The sequence below is a fragment of the Burkholderia sp. SJZ089 genome (genome assembly GCF_007828315.1).
GTDB classification, from domain to species: Bacteria; Pseudomonadota; Gammaproteobacteria; order Burkholderiales; family Burkholderiaceae; genus Burkholderia; species Burkholderia gladioli.
In genome coordinates, this window is the sequence record NZ_VIUM01000027.1 from 1 (window position 1) to 17,043 (window position 17,043).

15 protein-coding genes are annotated in these 17,043 nt (G+C 68.3%); 10 read left to right on the top strand and 5 right to left on the bottom strand.

Annotated elements, in window-relative coordinates:
* Positions 1 to 153: 153 nt before the first annotated feature.
* Positions 154 to 291: a hypothetical protein gene (locus FB600_RS37415; protein ID WP_013691309.1), complete on the bottom strand. Its 138-nt coding sequence runs from the start codon at positions 289 to 291 to the stop codon at positions 154 to 156.
* Between the two features lie 723 nt (positions 292 to 1,014).
* Between FB600_RS37415 and FB600_RS33485 the strand changes: the two genes are divergently transcribed.
* Complete coding sequence (locus tag FB600_RS33485) at positions 1,015 to 2,277, top strand: MFS transporter (protein ID WP_145757621.1); 1,263 nt, start codon at positions 1,015 to 1,017, stop codon at positions 2,275 to 2,277.
* 129 nt (positions 2,278 to 2,406) lie between these two features.
* Here FB600_RS33485 and FB600_RS33490 read toward each other — a convergent pair whose 3' ends face one another.
* Both FB600_RS33490 and FB600_RS33495 read right to left on the bottom strand, forming a co-directional pair.
* Positions 2,407 to 3,126, bottom strand: a complete 720-nt coding sequence (locus FB600_RS33490; RefSeq protein ID WP_098151245.1) for a YceH family protein — start codon at positions 3,124 to 3,126, stop codon at positions 2,407 to 2,409.
* A 95-nt stretch (positions 3,127 to 3,221) separates the two neighbouring features.
* Complete coding sequence (locus tag FB600_RS33495; protein WP_096751825.1) at positions 3,222 to 4,130, bottom strand: LysR family transcriptional regulator; 909 nt, start codon at positions 4,128 to 4,130, stop codon at positions 3,222 to 3,224.
* A gap of 143 nt (positions 4,131 to 4,273) precedes the next feature.
* Here FB600_RS33495 and FB600_RS33500 point away from each other — a divergent pair, with 143 nt between their 5' ends.
* The 4 genes from FB600_RS33500 (at position 4,274) to FB600_RS33515 (ending at position 9,400) form a co-directional block, all read left to right on the top strand.
* Positions 4,274 to 5,146: an NAD(P)-dependent oxidoreductase gene (locus FB600_RS33500; RefSeq protein WP_013691305.1), complete on the top strand. Its 873-nt coding sequence runs from the start codon at positions 4,274 to 4,276 to the stop codon at positions 5,144 to 5,146.
* 69 nt (positions 5,147 to 5,215) lie between these two features.
* Positions 5,216 to 6,733 carry an aldehyde dehydrogenase family protein gene (locus FB600_RS33505; RefSeq protein ID WP_096751823.1) on the top strand — a complete coding sequence of 506 codons (1,518 nt, stop codon included), beginning with the start codon at positions 5,216 to 5,218 and terminating at the stop codon, positions 6,731 to 6,733.
* Between the two features lie 47 nt (positions 6,734 to 6,780).
* Positions 6,781 to 8,115, top strand: coding sequence for a DUF3100 domain-containing protein (locus FB600_RS33510; protein WP_096751822.1), 1,335 nt, complete (start codon positions 6,781 to 6,783; stop codon positions 8,113 to 8,115).
* 94 nt (positions 8,116 to 8,209) lie between these two features.
* Positions 8,210 to 9,400 carry a M20 aminoacylase family protein gene (locus FB600_RS33515; RefSeq protein ID WP_096751821.1) on the top strand — a complete coding sequence of 397 codons (1,191 nt, stop codon included), beginning with the start codon at positions 8,210 to 8,212 and terminating at the stop codon, positions 9,398 to 9,400.
* Positions 9,401 to 9,478: 78 nt separating this feature from the next.
* Here FB600_RS33515 and FB600_RS33520 read toward each other — a convergent pair whose 3' ends face one another.
* Entirely contained in the window at positions 9,479 to 10,015 is a 537-nt protein-coding gene (locus tag FB600_RS33520) for a hypothetical protein (protein WP_096751820.1), read from the bottom strand.
* Positions 10,012 to 12,528 carry an RHS repeat domain-containing protein gene (locus FB600_RS33525; protein ID WP_096751819.1) on the bottom strand — a complete coding sequence of 839 codons (2,517 nt, stop codon included), beginning with the start codon at positions 12,526 to 12,528 and terminating at the stop codon, positions 10,012 to 10,014. Before FB600_RS33525 ends, FB600_RS33520 begins: the two co-directional genes overlap by 4 nt.
* 304 nt (positions 12,529 to 12,832) lie before the next feature.
* Here FB600_RS33525 and FB600_RS33530 point away from each other — a divergent pair, with 304 nt between their 5' ends.
* The 5 genes from FB600_RS33530 (at position 12,833) to argE (ending at position 17,020) form a co-directional block, all read left to right on the top strand.
* Positions 12,833 to 14,173 (top strand): flavin-containing monooxygenase, encoded by a 1,341-nt coding sequence (locus FB600_RS33530; RefSeq protein ID WP_098151244.1) that lies wholly within the window; start codon positions 12,833 to 12,835, stop codon positions 14,171 to 14,173.
* Entirely contained in the window at positions 14,173 to 14,607 is a 435-nt protein-coding gene (locus FB600_RS33535; RefSeq protein WP_013691299.1) for a RidA family protein, read from the top strand. The genes FB600_RS33530 and FB600_RS33535 overlap by 1 nt, the downstream gene beginning before the upstream one ends.
* Positions 14,608 to 14,695: 88 nt before the next feature.
* Positions 14,696 to 15,133 carry a RidA family protein gene (locus FB600_RS33540; RefSeq protein ID WP_096751817.1) on the top strand — a complete coding sequence of 146 codons (438 nt, stop codon included), beginning with the start codon at positions 14,696 to 14,698 and terminating at the stop codon, positions 15,131 to 15,133.
* A 20-nt stretch (positions 15,134 to 15,153) separates the two neighbouring features.
* On the top strand, positions 15,154 to 15,831 hold the full coding sequence (locus FB600_RS33545) for a DUF1028 domain-containing protein (RefSeq protein ID WP_096751816.1): 678 nt from the start codon (positions 15,154 to 15,156) through the stop codon (positions 15,829 to 15,831).
* Positions 15,824 to 17,020, top strand: a complete 1,197-nt coding sequence (gene argE / locus FB600_RS33550) for an acetylornithine deacetylase (protein WP_261383525.1) — start codon at positions 15,824 to 15,826, stop codon at positions 17,018 to 17,020. The genes FB600_RS33545 and argE overlap by 8 nt, the downstream gene beginning before the upstream one ends.
* Positions 17,021 to 17,043: the final 23 nt, after the last annotated feature.

The window sequence follows — 17,043 nt, forward strand, 5'->3', positions numbered from 1 at the left end:
CTGGGGGCGGGGGGCGCGGGGGGGGGGGTTGGGCGCGGGGGGGGGGCGGGCGCGGGGGGGGGGGGGGGGGGGGGGGGGCGGCGCGGGGGTGGGGGGGGGGGGGGGGGGGCCCGGGGGGGGGGGGGGGGGGCCGCCCCGGCGCCGCCGAGCCGGTCAGGCGAAGATCGCCCGGATGCGCTGGAAGCATCGCACCAGCAGCGGCTTGCGGTCGTCGAGGTCGAGCATCGCTTCGTAATGCGTGCGCGATTCGTCGACGTGCGGGAGTTGCGACAGCAGAAGGCCGAAATTCATGATGAGGCTCCGTGCGGCGGACGCTCGGTCTCGCCGCTTCAGTGGGCGCGGGCCTCTGCCGTCTGACGGCAATCCCGGGGATGCCGGGTCAGACGGCCGGATGCTCGCCGCGCCCAGATGGGTAAAGGGTCTTGCGGCATAAGGGGCAACTGTCGCTGTTCATGGCGGGCTCCTGGTCGGTTGGCCATCGCGGCGGGCGGCGCCGGCGCCTGCCCTGGAAAGGGCGCGCGCGGGCACGGGCCGCCGGACGGCGGGACCGGATCGCGCACGCAAGGAGGGCGTGGCGCGTTCCGGCGCTTCAGCGATGCACGAGGAGGGGACTGCGGATACTGCCGCGCGCACCGTTTGCCGGATCGGCGAACGGCAGCGTGAGACGGGGCTGGCGTCGGTCGATCAGGCGGACATGTCGTGGGAAGGTCGACAACTGCTGGCGTCCAAGACGTCGGCTCCGAAAGTGGGAATTTGCGATTCTAGAGAGCCCGGCGAAGCCGCGTCAAGCCCGGCCGGCCGGGCTTCCTGTGGATTTTTGTGCAGGGCATGCTGGCGAGGTTCGTCGAGGGCGCGGGCGGCGCGCCGTGGAGCCGCCCGCGCCGACGCGGTATGCTTCGGGCCGCCGCCGGAAGCACCCGGGCGTCGGCCGGTTTTTGCCGCCCCGAGCATTTGCCCTGCATCGGCCTTTCATCGGGCCCGTTTTGCCGCGACTCCCACCTTCGCCTGACCGAGATGCCACCGAATTCCTCACCTGCCGCCCCCGGCGCCGTCGCCTCCATCGCCTCGCCGGAGCCTGTCTCGCGCTATGCCTGGAAGGCGCTCGCCGGCTCGGCGATCGGCTACGCGATGGACGGCTTCGACCTGCTGATCCTCGGCTTCATGCTGCCGGCGATCTCGGCCGCGCTGAAGCTCGACGCGGGCCAGGCCGGCGCGCTGGTGACCTGGACCCTGGTGGGCGCGGTGGCGGGCGGCCTGATCTTCGGCGCGCTGGCCGACCGTCATGGCCGCGTGCGCGTGCTGACCTGGACCATCGCCCTGTTCGCGGTGTTCACCGGCTTGTGCGCGCTGGCCCAGGGTTTCGCCGACCTGCTGGTCTATCGCACCATCGCCGGCGTCGGGCTGGGCGGCGAATTCGGCATCGGCATGGCGCTGGCCGCCGAGGCCTGGCCGGCCGCCAAGCGGGCGCGCGTGTCGTCCTATGTGGCCCTGGGCTGGCAATGCGGGGTGCTGCTGGCCGCGCTGCTCACGCCCACCCTGCTGCAATGGATCGGCTGGCGCGGCATGTTCGCGGTCGGCATGCTGCCGGCGCTGGTGGCCTGGCAGTTGCGCAATCGCCTGCACGAGCCCGAGCCCTTCGTGCGCACGCGGCAGCCGGGGCGGGCGCCGGGCTTCGGCGCGCGTTTGCGCATGCTGTTCGCCGATGCGCGCACGGCGCGCACCAGCCTCGGCATCGTGATCCTCTGCGCGGTGCAGAACTTCGGCTACTACGGGATCATGATCTGGCTGCCGACCTTCCTGTCGAAGCGGCTGGGGTTCTCGCTGACCAAGTCGGGCATGTGGACCGCGGTGACGGTGCTCGGCATGATGGCGGGCGTCTGGGCCTTCGGGCAACTGGCCGACCGCATCGGCCGCAAGCCGACCTTCCTGCTCTACCAGGCGGGCGCGGTGGTGATGGTCTGCGTCTACGCGCAACTGAGCGACCCGGCCGTGCTGCTGTGGGCCGGCGCGCTGATGGGGATGTTCGTGAACGGCATGGTGGGCGGCTACGGCACGCTGATGTCGGAAGCCTATCCGACCGCCGCGCGCGCCACCGCGCAGAACGTGCTGTGGAACCTGGGCCGCGCGATCGGCGGTTTCGGGCCGCTGGCGGTGGGCGCGCTGGCGGCGCGCTATTCTTTCACGGTGGCGATCGCGGCGCTGGCCGCGCTCTACGTGCTCGACATCGTCGCCACGCTGGTGCTGATTCCGGAGCTGAAGGGACGCGCGCTCGACTGAGTCGCGCGCCTGTCGTTCGGCGCCGGTGCTTCAGGCATCCGGCGCTTCAGGCATTCGACAGCGCAAGCATTCTGCGCTTCAGGCGGCCAGCACCTCAGACGTCGAGCGCTTCAGGTGCCAATCGCCCCCTCAGGCATCCGCCTCGGGCGAGCCGGCGTCGATGCCGAGTTCGCCTGCCATCCGCTCGACCAGCGCGCGCAGCCGCGCGACTTCCTCGGCGAGCCGGTCGTGATCCTCGCGCAGGGCATCGAACTCGGCCGTCGACAGCCCCTCCACGGCGCCGCCCTCGCTGCCCGCGCGCGGCGCGGCATACGCGCCGACGTCCACCTCGCCGCAAAGCAGGTGCATCCAGCGGCTTTCGCGCGCGCCGGGCGCGCGCGGCAGCTTGACGACCAGCGGCGTGGCGCGCTCGGCGAGTTCCTCCAGGAAACCCTCCACCGAGGACACGTCGGCGAAGCCATGCAGGCGCGCCGAATTCAGGCGCAGCTCGGCCGGCGTCTGCGGGCCGCGCAGCAGCAGCACGGTCAGCAGCGCGACGGCCTGGCTCGGGATGCCGAGCACGCGGTTCAGGTTGTGCTCGAAGCGCGGCACGCGGCTGCTGCTGCCCTCGAACACCAGGCTGACCAGCTTCAGCTCCTCGATCGCGCTGAGCACCTCGGCCTCGCTCGCGCTCATCACGGGCGCGCGCGCGGTCTTCTGGTTGCAGCCGGCCGTCAGCGCGTTCAGCGAGAGCGGGTAGGTATCGGGCACGGTGTGCTGCTTCTCGATCAGCACGCCGACGATGCGGGCTTCGAGGGCGGTGAGCGCACGCAGGGCGCGCGGGGCGGGAGTGTCGTTGGGCGTGTTCATCGTGCGGGAGGGATGGAATCGGAGGAAGGCGGATGAAAGCGTTGCCGCGATGATATACGCTCGCGGGCGTTCCGCTAAGCCCGACGCGCCGGCGCCTAGCGGAACGCCCGCATCTGTCCCGTCATCATCTGCAGCATCTTGTTGGCGGCCACCGAGAGCTTGCGGCCCACGCGCGTGACCATGTGCGCCTCGGCGTTCTCGAGGATCGGATGCGCGATCTCGATCGCGAACAGCTCCCTGGCCTGCAGCTCGGCGGCCACCGCGAAGGCCGGCATCACCGAGATGCCGAGCCCCGACTTCACGAACTCCTTGAGGATCGCGAAGGAATTGGTGGTGACGATCGGCCCGAGCCGCACGCGCTCGGCGTATTCCACGGCCTCCATCATCTGCCGCGTGCCATAGGAAGGGTGGGTGGCCGCCAGCGGGTAGGTGGCGAGCTGCTGGACCGTCAGTACCTTGTTGCCGCGGCGCGGGAAATCCGGGCCGACGATCGCCATCATCGGCTGCCGCTTGGCCGCGCGCGACACCAGCTTGGGCTCGGTGGGCGGGTTGTAGACCAGGCCGATCTCGCCCTCGTCGTTCGAGATCTTGCGGATCACGTCGTTGGTGCTGCCCACGTCGAGGTTGACGCGGATCCCCGGGAACTGCCGGCAGAACTGCTGCATCGGCCCGGCCAGCAGGTCCGAGACGAAACCCTCGCCGAGCACCAGGCTGACCTGGCCGGTCTTGAGCCCGCGCAGCTCCTGCAGGCGCGAGATCAGGTCGTCGCGGTGTGCGAGCTGCTCACGGAAATACTCGATCACGCAGCGGCCCGCCTCGGTGGGTGTCACGCCGCGCGCATGGCGCTCCACCAGGGTGGCGTCGAGCTCCTTCTCCAGCAGCCCGATCTGGCGGCTCACGGCCGAGGGCGCCACGTCGAGCCAGTCGGCCGCGGCGCGGATCGTGCCGCAGCGCACGGCCTCGTAGAAATAGATGATCCGGCTGTCGGTGAGGGTATCGCTCATGATTCGAGTGTTCTAAAAAAGAGAACAATATCAATATTGGCGTGGATTGATTATACGGATCGCCGGACCGAACATCGTGGCCATGCAAGGCGGGCGCAAGCTGGCGCGCCGCCCTCGAACCAACAGTTATCGGGAGTCGTCGGATGAAAACGGTGGGCGTGATCGGTCTGGGCAACATGGGGCGCGGCATGGCCGGTTCGCTGCGGCGCGGCGACTACACGGTGCTCGGCTACGACGCGGCGCCCGGCGTGGCGCTCGCGCTGGCCGGGCAGGAAGTGCTGTCGGCGCGCGATTCGGTGGCCGAGATCGCGCGCGACGCCGACGTGCTGCTGCTCTCGCTGCCGACCTCGGCGGTGGTCGAGGCGGTGGTGCTGGGCGCGGGCGGCGTGCTCGAGCACGCCAGGCCGGGCACCATCGTGATCGACACCACCACGGCGGACCCCGACAGCACGCGGCGCGTGGCGGCGGCCCTGGCCGAGCGCGGCATCGGCTTGGTCGACGGCCCGGTGAGCGGCGGCCCCAAGGGCGCGGCCACCGCCACCATGACCATGGTGCTGGGCGGCTCGGCCGCCGATATCGAGGCGGTCGAGCCGATCCTCGCGGTGATCAGCGCCAAGCGCGTGCACGTGGGCCCGGTTGGCGCCGGCCATGTCACCAAGCTGCTCAACAACCTGCTGACCGGCGTGCACCTGCTGGCCGCCAGCGAGGCGGTGCGCACCGCGCGCGCGGCCGGCGTCGATCCGGAGAAGCTGGTCGAGGCGCTCAACGGCGGCTCGGGCCGCAACAGCGCCACGCTGACCAACTACCCCACCTGGATCTTCAACGGCAAGTTCGATTCCGGCTTCACCATGAAGCTGATGCGCAAGGACGTGCGGCTCGCGCTGGGCCTGCTCGACCAGTTCGACAGCGTCGCGCCGGTGGCGCGCGAGGCGGCGCGCCTGTGGGCCGCCAGCGAGGCGTTCGTCGCGGACGGCGAGGACTTCAACCGCATCGTCGACTTCCTCGATCCGGCCTGAAGCCGGGCGGCCCGCGCCACGATCGAGCCCGACGCCCGACATTCGACGATCCAGATACGGAACCCAGACATGACCCAGCACGCAGACCAGTTGCTCGCCGCCTTCGCGCATTTCTTCCCCGGCGCCGCCACCATCGGCTCGTATATCGACGGCGAACTCGTCGCCGGCCAGGGCGAGCCGATCCAGCTTTACGACGCGGCCACGGGCCAGGCCACGCTCGCCTATCGCGACGCCGGCGCGGCCGTGATCGACCACGCCGCCGAGAGCGCGCGGCGCGCGCAGCGCGAATGGTGGGCGCTCACGCATGCCGCGCGCGGCCGCGTGATGCAGGAGGTGGCGCGCGCGATCCGCGCCGAGGCCGAGGCGATCGCGCGGCTGGAGGCGCTCGGCTCGGGCAAGCCGATCCGCGACTGCCGCGGCGAAGTGGCCAGGGTCGCCGAGATGTTCGAGTACTACGCGGGCTGGACCGACAAGTTCTACGGCAGCGTGATCCCGGTGCCGAGCTCGCACCTCAACTACACGCGCCGCGAGCCGGCCGGGGTGGTGCTGCAGATCACGCCCTGGAACGCGCCGGTGTTCACCTGCGGCTGGCAGGTGGCGCCCGCGGTGGCGATGGGCAACGGCGTGCTGCTCAAGCCCTCGGAGCTGACGCCCTTCACCTCGCTGGCGGTGGCGATGCTCGGCGAGCGGGCCGGGCTGCCGCGCGGCCTGGTCAACGTGCTGGCCGGCTTCGGCCATACCGCCGGGCAGGCCGCGATCGCGCATCGCGTGGTGAGCAAGGTGGTGTTCGTCGGCTCGCCGGCCACCGGCGCGCGCATCGCCGAGGCCGCCGCGCGCCGCGTGCTGCCCTGCGTGCTGGAGCTGGGCGGCAAGTCGGCCAATATCGTGTTCGCCGATGCCGACCTCAAGCGTGCCGCGCTGACCGCCCAGGCGGCGATCTTCGCCGGCGCGGGCCAGAGCTGCGTGGCCGGCTCGCGCCTGCTGGTGCAGCGCGCCGTCTACGACGAGTTCGTCGCGATGGTGGCCGCCGGCGCGAGGAAGATCCGCGTCGGCGCGCCGCTCGACGACGCGACCGAGGTGGGCCCGATCAACAACCGCAAGCAGTACGAGCACGTGATGTCGATGATCGAGCGCGGCGTGGCGGCGGGCGCCACGCTCGCCGCCGGCTCGGCCGAGCGCGTCGAGGAAGGCCGCGGCGGCTACTTCGTGGCGCCCACCGTGCTGGCCGGCGCGTCGAACGCGATGGAGGTGGCGCGCACCGAGATCTTCGGGCCGGTGGTGGCCGCCATCCCGTTCGACACCGAGGAGGAGGCGATCGCGATCGCCAACGACACCGAGTTCGGCCTGGCCGGCGCGGCCTGGACCACCGACGTGGCGCGCGCGCATCGCGTGGCCGCGCAGGTGAACGCCGGCACCTTCTGGGTCAACGGCTACAAGACCATCAACGTGGCCTCGCCGTTCGGCGGCTACGGCATGAGCGGCTACGGGCGCTCGAGCGGGGTCGAGGCGCTGTACGAATACACGCAGACCAAGAGTGTCTGGGTCGAGACGGCCGAAGCGCCGCCGACCGCGTTCGGTTATCTGTAACACCGGCCCGCATCCGACGGCAGCCGGGCTTCAAGGGGAGACTTGCCATGCAACACGCACTGGGGATCGAGCGCCGCGAGCTGGGCGGCGCGGCCACCGCCAAGGTCCTGCTCTACGCGGCCGGCATCCTGCTGGTCGCCGAATGGATCGGCTCGTTCACGTTCAAGCTCGGACCGGGCAAGGTCGTGCTGCTGCCGATGATCTGGGCGCTGCTGCTGGGCGCCGCGGTGGGGCTGGCCAGCGCGCGCTGGAACAGCAGCGCGCGCCTGAGCGTGCCCGACCAGTTCTTCGCCGCCGCGATCCTGCAGCCGGCGCTGCTGCTGTTCGTCTCCAAGCTCGGGCTGATGGTGGGCAGCGCGCTGCCCAAGCTGGCCTCGGCGGGCTGGGCGCTGGCCTTCCAGGAGTTCGGCCATTTCGTCGGCACCATCCTGCTCGGCCTGCCGCTCGCGCTGCTGCTCGGCATCAAGCGCGAGGCGATCGGCGCGACCTTCTCGGTGGGCCGCGAGCCGAGCCTGGCGATCATCGGCGAGAAGTACGGCATGGATTCGGCCGAGGGCCGCGGCGTGCTGGCCGAATACCTGACCGGCACCGTGTTCGGCGCGGTGTTCATCGCCGTGTTCGCGGGCTTCGTGAGCAGCCTCGGCATCTTCGATCCGCTCGCGCTGGCGATGGGCTCGGGCGTCGGCTCGGGCAGCATGATGGCGGCCGCCTCGGGCGCGATCGCCGCGCAGCAGGATCCGGAGACGGCGAAATCCGTGCTCGCCTTCGCCGCGGCCAGCAACCTGATCACCACCACCATCGGCACCTACTTCACGCTGTTCATCTCGCTGCCGCTGGCGGTGTGGGGCTATCGCGTGCTGGAGCCGCTGATCGGGCGCACCACCAAGGCCTCGGCGCAGCCCGAGGCGGCCAGCCCGTCGCTGGGCGAGGTGCGCACCGAGGCGCCCACGCTCGGCTACGGCGGCAAGCTGCTGGCCTGGATCGTGACGGCCGCGATGGCGCTGGTGTGCGACTGGATCGCCCATGGCACCACGCCGCTGGTGGGGCTGCCGGGGATCGCGATCATGGTGGTGGCGACGATCGTCGGCGATGCGCTGGCGCGCGTGACGGGGCGGCGGATTCCGGCGGTCTGCTGGGTATCGGTGGTGGCGATGTTCCTGACCTCGCCGTGGAGCCCGTGGGCCTCGCAGATCGCCGCGCTCAGCTCGCACAACGATTTCCTCGGCGTGACCACGCCGATGCTGGTGTTCGCCGGGCTGTCGATCGCCAAGGACATCCCTGCCTTCCGCCGGCTCGGCTGGCGCATCGTGCTGGTGTCCTTCGTGGCGAACGCCGGCACCTTCATCGGCGCGACCCTGGTGGCGCAACTGTTCCATATCTGATGTCTCGCGTCGCGGCGGCGGGCGGCACGGGCAGGGCCGCTGCCGCCGTTGCCGCTGTCGCGACGCGACGACCGACAAGAGCCTTCCCATCCGCATGAAACTGATCGATTCCATCGTCGCGCACGCCGACGAACTGACGGCGATCCGCCGCGATATCCATGCCCATCCCGAGGTGGGCTACGACGTGTTCCGCACCGCGGCGCTCGTCGCCGAGCGGCTCGAGCAATGGGGTTATGCCGTCACGCGCGGCGTCGGCCGCACCGGCGTGGTCGGCACCCTGAAGCGCGGCGGCAGCGCGCGCGCGATCGGCCTGCGCGCCGACATGGACGCGCTGCCGGTGCAGGAGGCCAATACCTTCGCGCATCGTTCGACGGTGCCCGGCGCGATGCACGCCTGCGGCCACGACGGGCACACCGCCATGCTGCTGGGGGCCGCGCGCCATCTGGCGCGGCACGGCGAGTTCGACGGCACCGTGCAGCTGTTCTTCCAGCCGGCCGAGGAAGCGGGCGGCGGCGCGCGCGCGATGATCGAGGACGGGCTGTTCGAGCGCTTCCCGGTGGATGCCGTGTTCGGGCTGCACAACTGGCCCGGCATCGCGGCCGGCGATTTCGCGGTGCGCCCGGGGCCGCTGATGGCTTCCACCAGCCTGTTCCGGATCAACCTGCGCGGCGCCGGCTGCCACGCGGCCATGCCGCACCTGGGGCGCGACCCGGTGTTCGCGGCGGGGCAGGTGCTGAGCGCGCTGCAGGGGATCGTCACGCGCAACCGCAATCCGATCGACGGCGCGGTGCTGTCGGTCACGCAGGTGCACGCGGGCGAGGCGATGAACGTGGTGCCCACCGATGCCTGGCTGGGCGGCACGGTGCGCACCTTCTCCGAGGCCACGCTGGACCTGATCGAGACGCGCATGCGCGCGGTGGTGGCCGCGACCGCCGCGGCCTTCGACTGCGAGAGCGAGGTGGATTTCCAGCGCCAGTATCCGGCGACCGTGAACGACCCCGAGCAGACGGCCGTGGCGGTGGCGGTGATGCGCGAGCTGGTGGGCGAGGCGCATGTGAACGCGGCCGTCGATCCGACCATGGCGGCGGAGGACTTTTCGTTCATGCTGCGCGAGAAGCCGGGATGTTATGCCTTCCTCGGCAATGGCGTGGGCGATCATCGCGTGCACGGGCACGGCGGCGGGCCTTGCCTGCTGCATAACGCCAGTTACGACTTCAACGATGCCCTGCTGCCGGTGGGGGCGAGTTATTTCGTGCGGTTGGTGGAGCGGGTTTTGGGGCGGTAGGGGCTGATTTTTTGAAGCGATCGCGAGGAGCGAGCGCCGCCGGTGTGATCCCCGGTGGCGCTCGTCGGATAAGTGTTTTCAGTCGTTCGCGGGGGAGCAGTATGGCTCGATGCGAAAATCCTCGACGGGCTCAATGAAGAAGCGGTAGTTGCTTTGGGCAGCCTTCATGATGTCGGGCTGTCCAGAGAGAACGCCGGTGTCCCATGACCGATCGCCGAATATTATCCATTCACCCTGCTCCGGCATGACAACATATTGCTGGCCATTGTCCGCCAGGGAGTCCGCGGGGTTGCCTCCTGGATCACGATTCAAAATTTCGAAGAAATCGTTCTCGGTGTTGTGGCTGTTGTGAACGAATCCCGGGAATTTCTTGAAATTTTCATGAAAATAATTGAATGGATCGGGGTCCAGGATGATTGTCCAGAAACTGGAGTCTCCCTTGATTTTGAGTAGGTGTTGAATCAGCTCGAAAAAATTCGAGGTCCGAAGGTCGGATGATTCGAAGTAAAGCATGGTTTCCCGTCGTTGGGTCCGAAGGGATGTTGTTTCGGACACGGCGCGGCGCCATAGCGGCCTGAAGGTATGCTCGTCGAGGATGAAGTCGATCATGCTCATGATTTTGGAAGTCGTATTTTAAGGGTGTATTTTCCTGCTCCGCGAGGCGTGAATTCGGCCGTTGGTGGCCCGGTTTTCGAGTATTCCCGGACCGAATACTTCGCGCCGTTTTTTGTGAAAATTTCTACTTTTCCGTTGGTGCTCAGGGTTTTCGTCCAGCCGTCTTTGAGTAAGTTCGCTCCGAATTCCGATTTTGGAACATCGGTAATGATGTTCGTTACGCCGAATCCTTCCGTTTTTTCTACATACATCGACTTTATACGTCCAGGCGGAATTCCCTCCACTTCCGCCGTGGCTGCCGGCTTGCACTTTGCCTTGGCACGTTCGAGCTTCTCGGCCGCCTTCTTCGCGCCCTGACCGATGCCATACCTGATAGCCGGATTCTTGAGGAGCCTCCAGACGAACGCGATGCCGCGCGCCGCGCCGCCAATCCACCTTGCCCGGCTTTCTGGCAACCCTGCCACGAAGTGGCAGTCGTGACAGACCGTCGACATGGGTATCGACCCGTGGCCAGCGAGAGTGCCGGTGCCGAGCAGATCGGCTTGTGGCGCGATGGGCGAATCGCCATGGTTGTAGTTATCGATCCACTGGTTGATTTCCTCCTGGCTGATCGGGAGGTCGGGGCCGTCGTCACGACGATAGATGTCATTGCTGCTTGCCACCGTGCCGGTGCGCGAAATCACCCGGCCGTTCGGTGCGAACTCGAATGCGACCTTGAACAGGCGCTGCGTGCCCTTTGGGTCGAATCTCGCATATTGCTTGAACGTGAAGCGGTCGATTCGGCCGCGCAGGTCGTATCGGATCTTGAACTCGCCCGTCGGATTTCTGCCGACCAGGGCGCGGTGCGCGGCGTCGCGCTGCGTGACGCTGGTCGCGTCGAAATGCGAGGCGTTAGCGCCCTGGATTTCGTACGCATTGCCGCCATGGTCACGGATGACGTACCACCGGCGCAGCACGTTCCCTTGGTTCGACTCGACGACCTTATCGAGGCGGTTCATGTCCGTGTAGCCAAGCGCATAGACTGTCGCAACGGTGCCAGGAACTTTTGGTGCGGCGAAACCATTGGCCCCGGTCGCGTCGGTGGTCGGCGTTTCGCTGATGCTCGCGGTGGCTCCGGCGCTGTTGTAGGTGAATGCCTGGATCAGGTTCGGCGAGGCGATCATCGACGGGCGCAGGCTCGTCGCGTCGGCATATCGGATGGACGTGACCGAGGAGCCCGAGCGGTTCGTGACAGTCGCGCTGACGGGACGTCCCGCTTCGTCGTAGCGGTATTCCGAGGTGCCACCGTCGGCGGCTATATCCTTGACGAGACGGCCGGACGCGTCCCAGGTACTGCTGGCGTTGCCCGCCGTCGACGTGCTGGTAGTCGGTCGCAGTACGCCGCCGATCGAGGCCATGTTCAGCGTGGTGGTCTGTCCGCTGCCCACGATGGTGGTGGAACCTGGCCGATAGACGAATTGCACGTCGCGGGTCGAGTCGGGATGGTTGACCGAAACCGCGCGGCCCTTGTCGTCATAAGTCCAGGTAGCGATGCGCGCGCCGACCTCGTCGATCTCGCCGGTCAGCGCGTGCTTGAAGCGGGAGTCCTCGTAGACGTAGCGGTAGACGCTGTTGTCGGGCCAGGTGACCGAACTCAGGTTGTTGTTGGCGTCATAGGCATACCGAGTGACGCGTCCCAACGGATCGGTCAGGCTCGACAAACGGCGCTGGCCGTCGTAGCCGAGCTTGAGCGTGACGTCCCAGTATTCTTCCGCCGATCCGGCGGCGTGCTGGACGACGTGCGTCAATAGCCCGGAGGCGTCGTAGCTCAGGGTGCGGCGGACCCTGGTGAGGGTCTCGTCATACAGCATCCGGCCCTGCGCCGAGTACGATTCGACCGTTTCCGTGTGAAGATCGGTCAGCAGCCAGCCCGAGGCGTTCCGAGCGAGCGCCAGGCCGGTGAAGCCTGATGCGCGCCATTGGCCTGCTGCTCCCTGGAACGTGACCGGTTCCCCATCCTCGCGGTAGGCCACGACTCTGGCCGCCTGCCCGTCGTCCGCCTTGCTCACGTCGAGCCGACGTTGCCAGTTGTGACTCCAGCCGGCCCCCATCGCACCACCGCCGTTGGCGACCCGATTCGACACGTAGGTCCGCGTGAAAACCATCGGCAATTCGTCGCCACTGACGAAGTCGGAGGCGGCGAGCGTGACTGCGCCGCTGCCGGGATACACCGGATCGGCGACGGGGCACGTTGCCTCCGGCTCCGGCGGTGCCGGCTCTTGCACGGCAGCGGCGCACCACGCGCTGATCGCCTCGATATCGTTGATGCACGCATAGTTGGCCATTCCTCCGGGCGTTCTGCTGGCCACGGTGAGCTCGCAGGTCCGCGATCCCGGTATGGCGCCGGAGCTGGCATAGAGTGCCGAGCAGTCGCCGCTCGCATGGATGTCGAGTGAGGCCAGCAATAGAATGAATGTGATCAGGATCTGGACGACACGGCCCGTCGATCCAGGTAAGGCATGATTTTTTTTCATGGATGTCCGCCGATTGAGATGCGTGTTTTTGGAGCCCCTCAGGCATCCGCACAATGCATCCCGGAGTGCTACGACCGCGACCAGACTCGTCAGAAAAACCCTGCGCCGAGACTTTTTGGCACGCCTTCTCCCAAGCCTGGCGGGCCTCGGCGCCCCACCAGCTTTTTCCTAGCCAGCGACCACAAAAAACATCATTTCGCTATTCGTTTTCTCTGAACAGAATTCGATTCATGCCTTTGCGCGCGCGGCCATGCCGTGGGCGACAACGAAACAACAGCCTGAACCGCTTTCAGAGGAACGCGAGATGACAGTCGGGAAAACAGTCGTAGACACGCTCGTGGTGGGCGCCGGGCAGGCCGGCGTCGCGATGAGCGAACATCTGGGCCGGCTCGGCGTGCCGCATCTGGTGCTTGAGCGCGACCGGATCGCCGAGCGCTGGCGCACCGGCCGCTGGGATTCGCTGGTGGCGAACGGCCCGGCCTGGCACGACCGCTTCCCCGGGCTCGAATTCGAGGAGCTCGATCCGGACGCGTTCGCGTCGAAGGATCGCGTGGCCGACTATTTCGAGGCCTACGCGAAGAAATTCCAGGCGCCGATCCGCACCGGCGTGGAGGTGACCAAGGTGGCGCGCAACGCGGGCCGCCCCGGCTTCACGGTCGAGACCAGCGACGGCACCATCGAGGCGAGCCGCGTGGTGGTGGCCACCGGCCCGTTCCAGATCCCGGTGATTCCGCCGATCGCGCCGCAAGCCAGTTCGCTCACGCAGATCCACTCGGCCGACTACCGCAACCCGGCGCAACTGCCGGCGGGCGGCGTGCTGGTGGTGGGCGCCGGCTCCTCGGGCGTGCAGATCGCCGACGAACTGCAGCGCGCCGGCCGCGACGTCTACCTGTCGGTCGGCCCGCACGATCGACCGCCGCGCGCCTATCGCAACCGCGACTTCTGCTGGTGGCTGGGCGTGCTCGGCAAGTGGGACGCCGAGGCGGCCGTGCCGGGCCGCGAGCACGTGACGATCGCCGTGAGCGGCGCGCGCGGCGGCCATACCGTCGATTTCCGCCGTCTCGCGCACCAGGGCGTGAACCTGGTCGGCCTGACGAAGTCCTTCGAGGGCAATGTCGTCACCTTCCAGGACGACCTGGTCGCCAACATCGCGCGCGGCGACGAGAACTACCTGTCGCTGCTCGACGAGGCCGATGCCTATATCGAGCGCAACGGCCTCGACCTGCCGGAAGAGCCGCAAGCGCGCGAGATTCCCGCCGATCCCGCCTGCCTGAGCGAGCCGCGGCTGGAACTCGATCTCGCCGCGGCCGGCGTCACCTCGATCATCTGGGCCACCGGCTACGCCACCGACTACCGCTGGCTGCAGGTCGACGCCTTCGACGCGAAGGGCAAGCCGCGCCACCAGCGCGGCGTGTCGGTCGAGCCGGGCATCTATTTCCTCGGCCTGCCGTGGCAGTCACGTCGCGGCTCCAGCTTCATCTGGGGCGTCTGGCACGACGCGAAGCACGTCGCCGATCACATCGCGACGCAGCGCAAGTACCTCGACTACCGCGACAGCACGCAGCGCGAAGCCGCTGAACCGGCCGACGCGGCCGCCAGCCAGTCGCAAGCCCGGAACCAGACCAGCGAAATCGGAGTGAACTGATGCCGACGCATACCCGTATCCGGATGTTCAACACCAAGGACACCTATCCGAACCAGACGCTCGACAACGACCTGTGCCAGGCCGTGCGAGCCGGTAATACCGTCTACGTGCGCGGCCAGATCGGCACCGATTTCGACGGCAACCTGGTGGGCCTGGGCGATCCGCAGGCGCAGGCCGAGCAGGCGATGAAGAACGTCAAGCAACTGCTGGAGGAAGCCGGCAGCGATCTCTCGCACATCGTCAAGACCACCACCTACCTGATCGACCCGCGCTATCGCGAGCCGGTCTACCAGGAAGTGGGCAAGTGGCTCAAGGGCGTGCATCCGATCTCGACGGGGCTGGTGGTGAGCGCCCTGGGCCAGCCGCAATGGCTGATGGAGATCGACGTGATCGCCGTGATCCCCGACAACTGGACGCCGCCCGCCGCGGCCTGAGCGGGAACGCTCAGCGCGGACCCTCAGTGCGGACCCATACGAAGCCGCCGCAACGCGGCTTCCCGAATCAAGATTTCGAGGTACATCCATGAGCCAACCGACGCATACCCGTATCCGGATGTTCAATACCAAGGATACCTACCCGAACCAGACGCTCGACAACGATCTGTGCCAGGCCGTGCGAGCCGGCAATACCGTCTACGTGCGCGGCCAGGTCGGCACCGACTTCGACGGCAACCTGGTGGGCCTGGGCGACCCGCGCGCGCAAGCCGAGCAGGCGATGAAGAACGTCAAGCAACTGCTGGAGGAAGCCGGCAGCGACCTCTCGCACATCGTCAAGACCACCACTTTCCTGATCGACCCGCGCTATCGCGAGCCGGTCTACCAGGAAGTGGGCAAGTGGTTGAAGGGCGTGTTCCCGATCTCGACGGGGCTGGTGGTGAGTGCCCTGGGCCAGCCGCAATGGCTGATGGAGATCGACGTGATCGCCGTGATTCCCGACAACTGGACGCCGCAACCGGCCTGAACCAGGCCAAGGAGCCGAACATGACTTTCTCGATCGTCGGACGATGTCAGGAAACCGGGCAGCTCGGCATCGCGATCAGCTCGTCGAGCATCGCGGTGGGCGCGCGCTGTCCCTGGGTACGCGCAGGCGTGGGCGCGGTGGCCACGCAGAACGTCACGCTGCCGGCGCTGGGCCCGCAGATCCTCGACCTGCTCGAGGCCGGCCAGCTCGATCCGGCCGCCGCGCTCGATCGCGCGCTGTCGGCGAACGGCTGGAGCCAGTATCGCCAGGTGACGGTGATCGACGGGCAGGGCCGCACGGCGCTGTTCAGCGGCAAGGAATCGCTGGGCCTCTATCACGCCGTGGCGGGCGAGCAGTGCGTGGCCGCCGGCAACCTGCTCTCCCACCAGAAGGTGATCGAGGCGATGGTGCCGGCCTTCGAGGCGGCGCCCGGCACCCTCGCCGACCGGCTGCTGGCCGCCATGCAGGCCGCAGTGGCCGCGGGCGGCGAGGCCGGCCCGGTGCATTCGGCGGCGCTCAAGGTGGTCGGCGACGTGGTCTGGCCGATCATCGACCTGCGCGTGGATTGGGCCGACCAAGACCCGATCGGCCAGCTTGCCGGCCTCTGGCAGGCCTACCAGCCGCAGATGGCCGACTATCTGACGCGCGCGATCAACCCGACCGCGGCGCCGAGCTATGGCGTGCCCGGCGATGAGTGAGACCGCCTCCATGCCCGCGGCGGCGGGCCGCCTCGGCAGCCGCGAGTTGCTCGGAAAGCTGATCGGCTTCGCCACTGTCAGCCGCGATTCGAACCTGGCGCTGATCGACTTCATCCGCGACTACCTGACGAGTTTCGGCGTCGAGAGCGAGCTGTTCTACAACGACGAGCGCAGCAAGGCGAACCTGTTCGCCACCATCGGCCCGCGCGATCGCGGCGGCGTGGTGCTGTCGGGCCATACCGACGTGGTGCCGGTGGACGGCCAGGCCTGGAGCGTCGAGCCGTTCCGCATGAGCGAGCGCGACGGCAAGCTGTATGGGCGCGGCACGGCCGACATGAAGGGCTTCCTCGCCTCGGTGCTGGCGGCCGTGCCTGCCTTCGTCGAGCGCGCGCACGAACTCTCGATGCCCGTGCATCTGGCCTTCTCGTACGACGAGGAGGTCGGCTGCCTCGGCGTTCGGCCGATGCTGGCCGAGCTCGAGCGGCGCGAGCCGCGCCCGCGCCTGTGCCTGATCGGCGAGCCGACCGAGCTCAAGCCGGTGCTGGGCCACAAGGGCAAGCTGGCGATGCGCTGCCACGTGAAGGGCGCCGCCTGCCATTCCGCCTACGCGCCGTATGGCGTCAACGCGATCGAATACGCGGCCCGGCTGATCGGCCAGCTCGGCGAGATCGGCCGTCGCCTGGCCGAGCCCGAACATCACGACGCGCGTTTCGATCCGCCGTTCTCGACCGTGCAGACGGGCGTGATCAAGGGCGGCCGCGCGCTGAACATCGTGCCGGCCGAATGCGAGTTCGACTTCGAGGTGCGTGCGCTGCCCGACTACGACGCGCAGGAAGTGGCCGACGATCTGCGTGCCTATGCCGACGCCGAACTGCTGCCGAGGATGCAGGCGGTGCAGCCCGATACGGATATCCGCTTCCAGCCGCTGAGCGCGTATCCGGGGCTGGCCACCTCGCCGGACAGCGAGGCCGCGCAACTGCTGGCGCTGCTGTCGGGCTCGACCGAGTTCGGCACGGTGGCGTTCGGCACCGAGGGCGGCCTGTTCGAGCGTGCCGGGATCCCGACCGTGGTTTGCGGCCCCGGCAGCATGGACCAGGGGCACAAGCCCGACGAGTTCGTCAGCCTCGAGCAGCTGCAGCGCTGCGACGCGATGCTGGCCCGTTTGGTCGAGCACCTGACGACGGTTTGAAACGACGAACGGCCCGCATGCGA

What these genes read in the sequence shown, in the direction of transcription:
- FB600_RS33490 (WP_098151245.1), bottom strand. Translation starts at nt 3,126, where the DNA reads ATGAACACGCCCAACGACACTCCCGCCCCGCGCGCCCTGCGTGCGCTC.
- FB600_RS37415 (WP_013691309.1), bottom strand. Translation starts at nt 291, where the DNA reads ATGAATTTCGGCCTTCTGCTGTCGCAACTCCCGCACGTCGACGAATCG.
- argE (WP_261383525.1), top strand. Translation starts at nt 15,824, where the DNA reads ATGAGTGAGACCGCCTCCATGCCCGCGGCGGCGGGCCGCCTCGGCAGC.
- FB600_RS33545 (WP_096751816.1), top strand. Translation starts at nt 15,154, where the DNA reads ATGACTTTCTCGATCGTCGGACGATGTCAGGAAACCGGGCAGCTCGGC.
- FB600_RS33535 (WP_013691299.1), top strand. Translation starts at nt 14,173, where the DNA reads ATGCCGACGCATACCCGTATCCGGATGTTCAACACCAAGGACACCTAT.
- FB600_RS33540 (WP_096751817.1), top strand. Translation starts at nt 14,696, where the DNA reads ATGAGCCAACCGACGCATACCCGTATCCGGATGTTCAATACCAAGGAT.
- FB600_RS33525 (WP_096751819.1), bottom strand. Translation starts at nt 12,528, where the DNA reads ATGAAAAAAAATCATGCCTTACCTGGATCGACGGGCCGTGTCGTCCAG.
- FB600_RS33530 (WP_098151244.1), top strand. Translation starts at nt 12,833, where the DNA reads ATGACAGTCGGGAAAACAGTCGTAGACACGCTCGTGGTGGGCGCCGGG.
- FB600_RS33495 (WP_096751825.1), bottom strand. Translation starts at nt 4,130, where the DNA reads ATGAGCGATACCCTCACCGACAGCCGGATCATCTATTTCTACGAGGCC.
- FB600_RS33485 (WP_145757621.1), top strand. Translation starts at nt 1,015, where the DNA reads ATGCCACCGAATTCCTCACCTGCCGCCCCCGGCGCCGTCGCCTCCATC.
- FB600_RS33505 (WP_096751823.1), top strand. Translation starts at nt 5,216, where the DNA reads ATGACCCAGCACGCAGACCAGTTGCTCGCCGCCTTCGCGCATTTCTTC.
- FB600_RS33500 (WP_013691305.1), top strand. Translation starts at nt 4,274, where the DNA reads ATGAAAACGGTGGGCGTGATCGGTCTGGGCAACATGGGGCGCGGCATG.
- FB600_RS33510 (WP_096751822.1), top strand. Translation starts at nt 6,781, where the DNA reads ATGCAACACGCACTGGGGATCGAGCGCCGCGAGCTGGGCGGCGCGGCC.
- FB600_RS33515 (WP_096751821.1), top strand. Translation starts at nt 8,210, where the DNA reads ATGAAACTGATCGATTCCATCGTCGCGCACGCCGACGAACTGACGGCG.
- FB600_RS33520 (WP_096751820.1), bottom strand. Translation starts at nt 10,015, where the DNA reads ATGAGCATGATCGACTTCATCCTCGACGAGCATACCTTCAGGCCGCTA.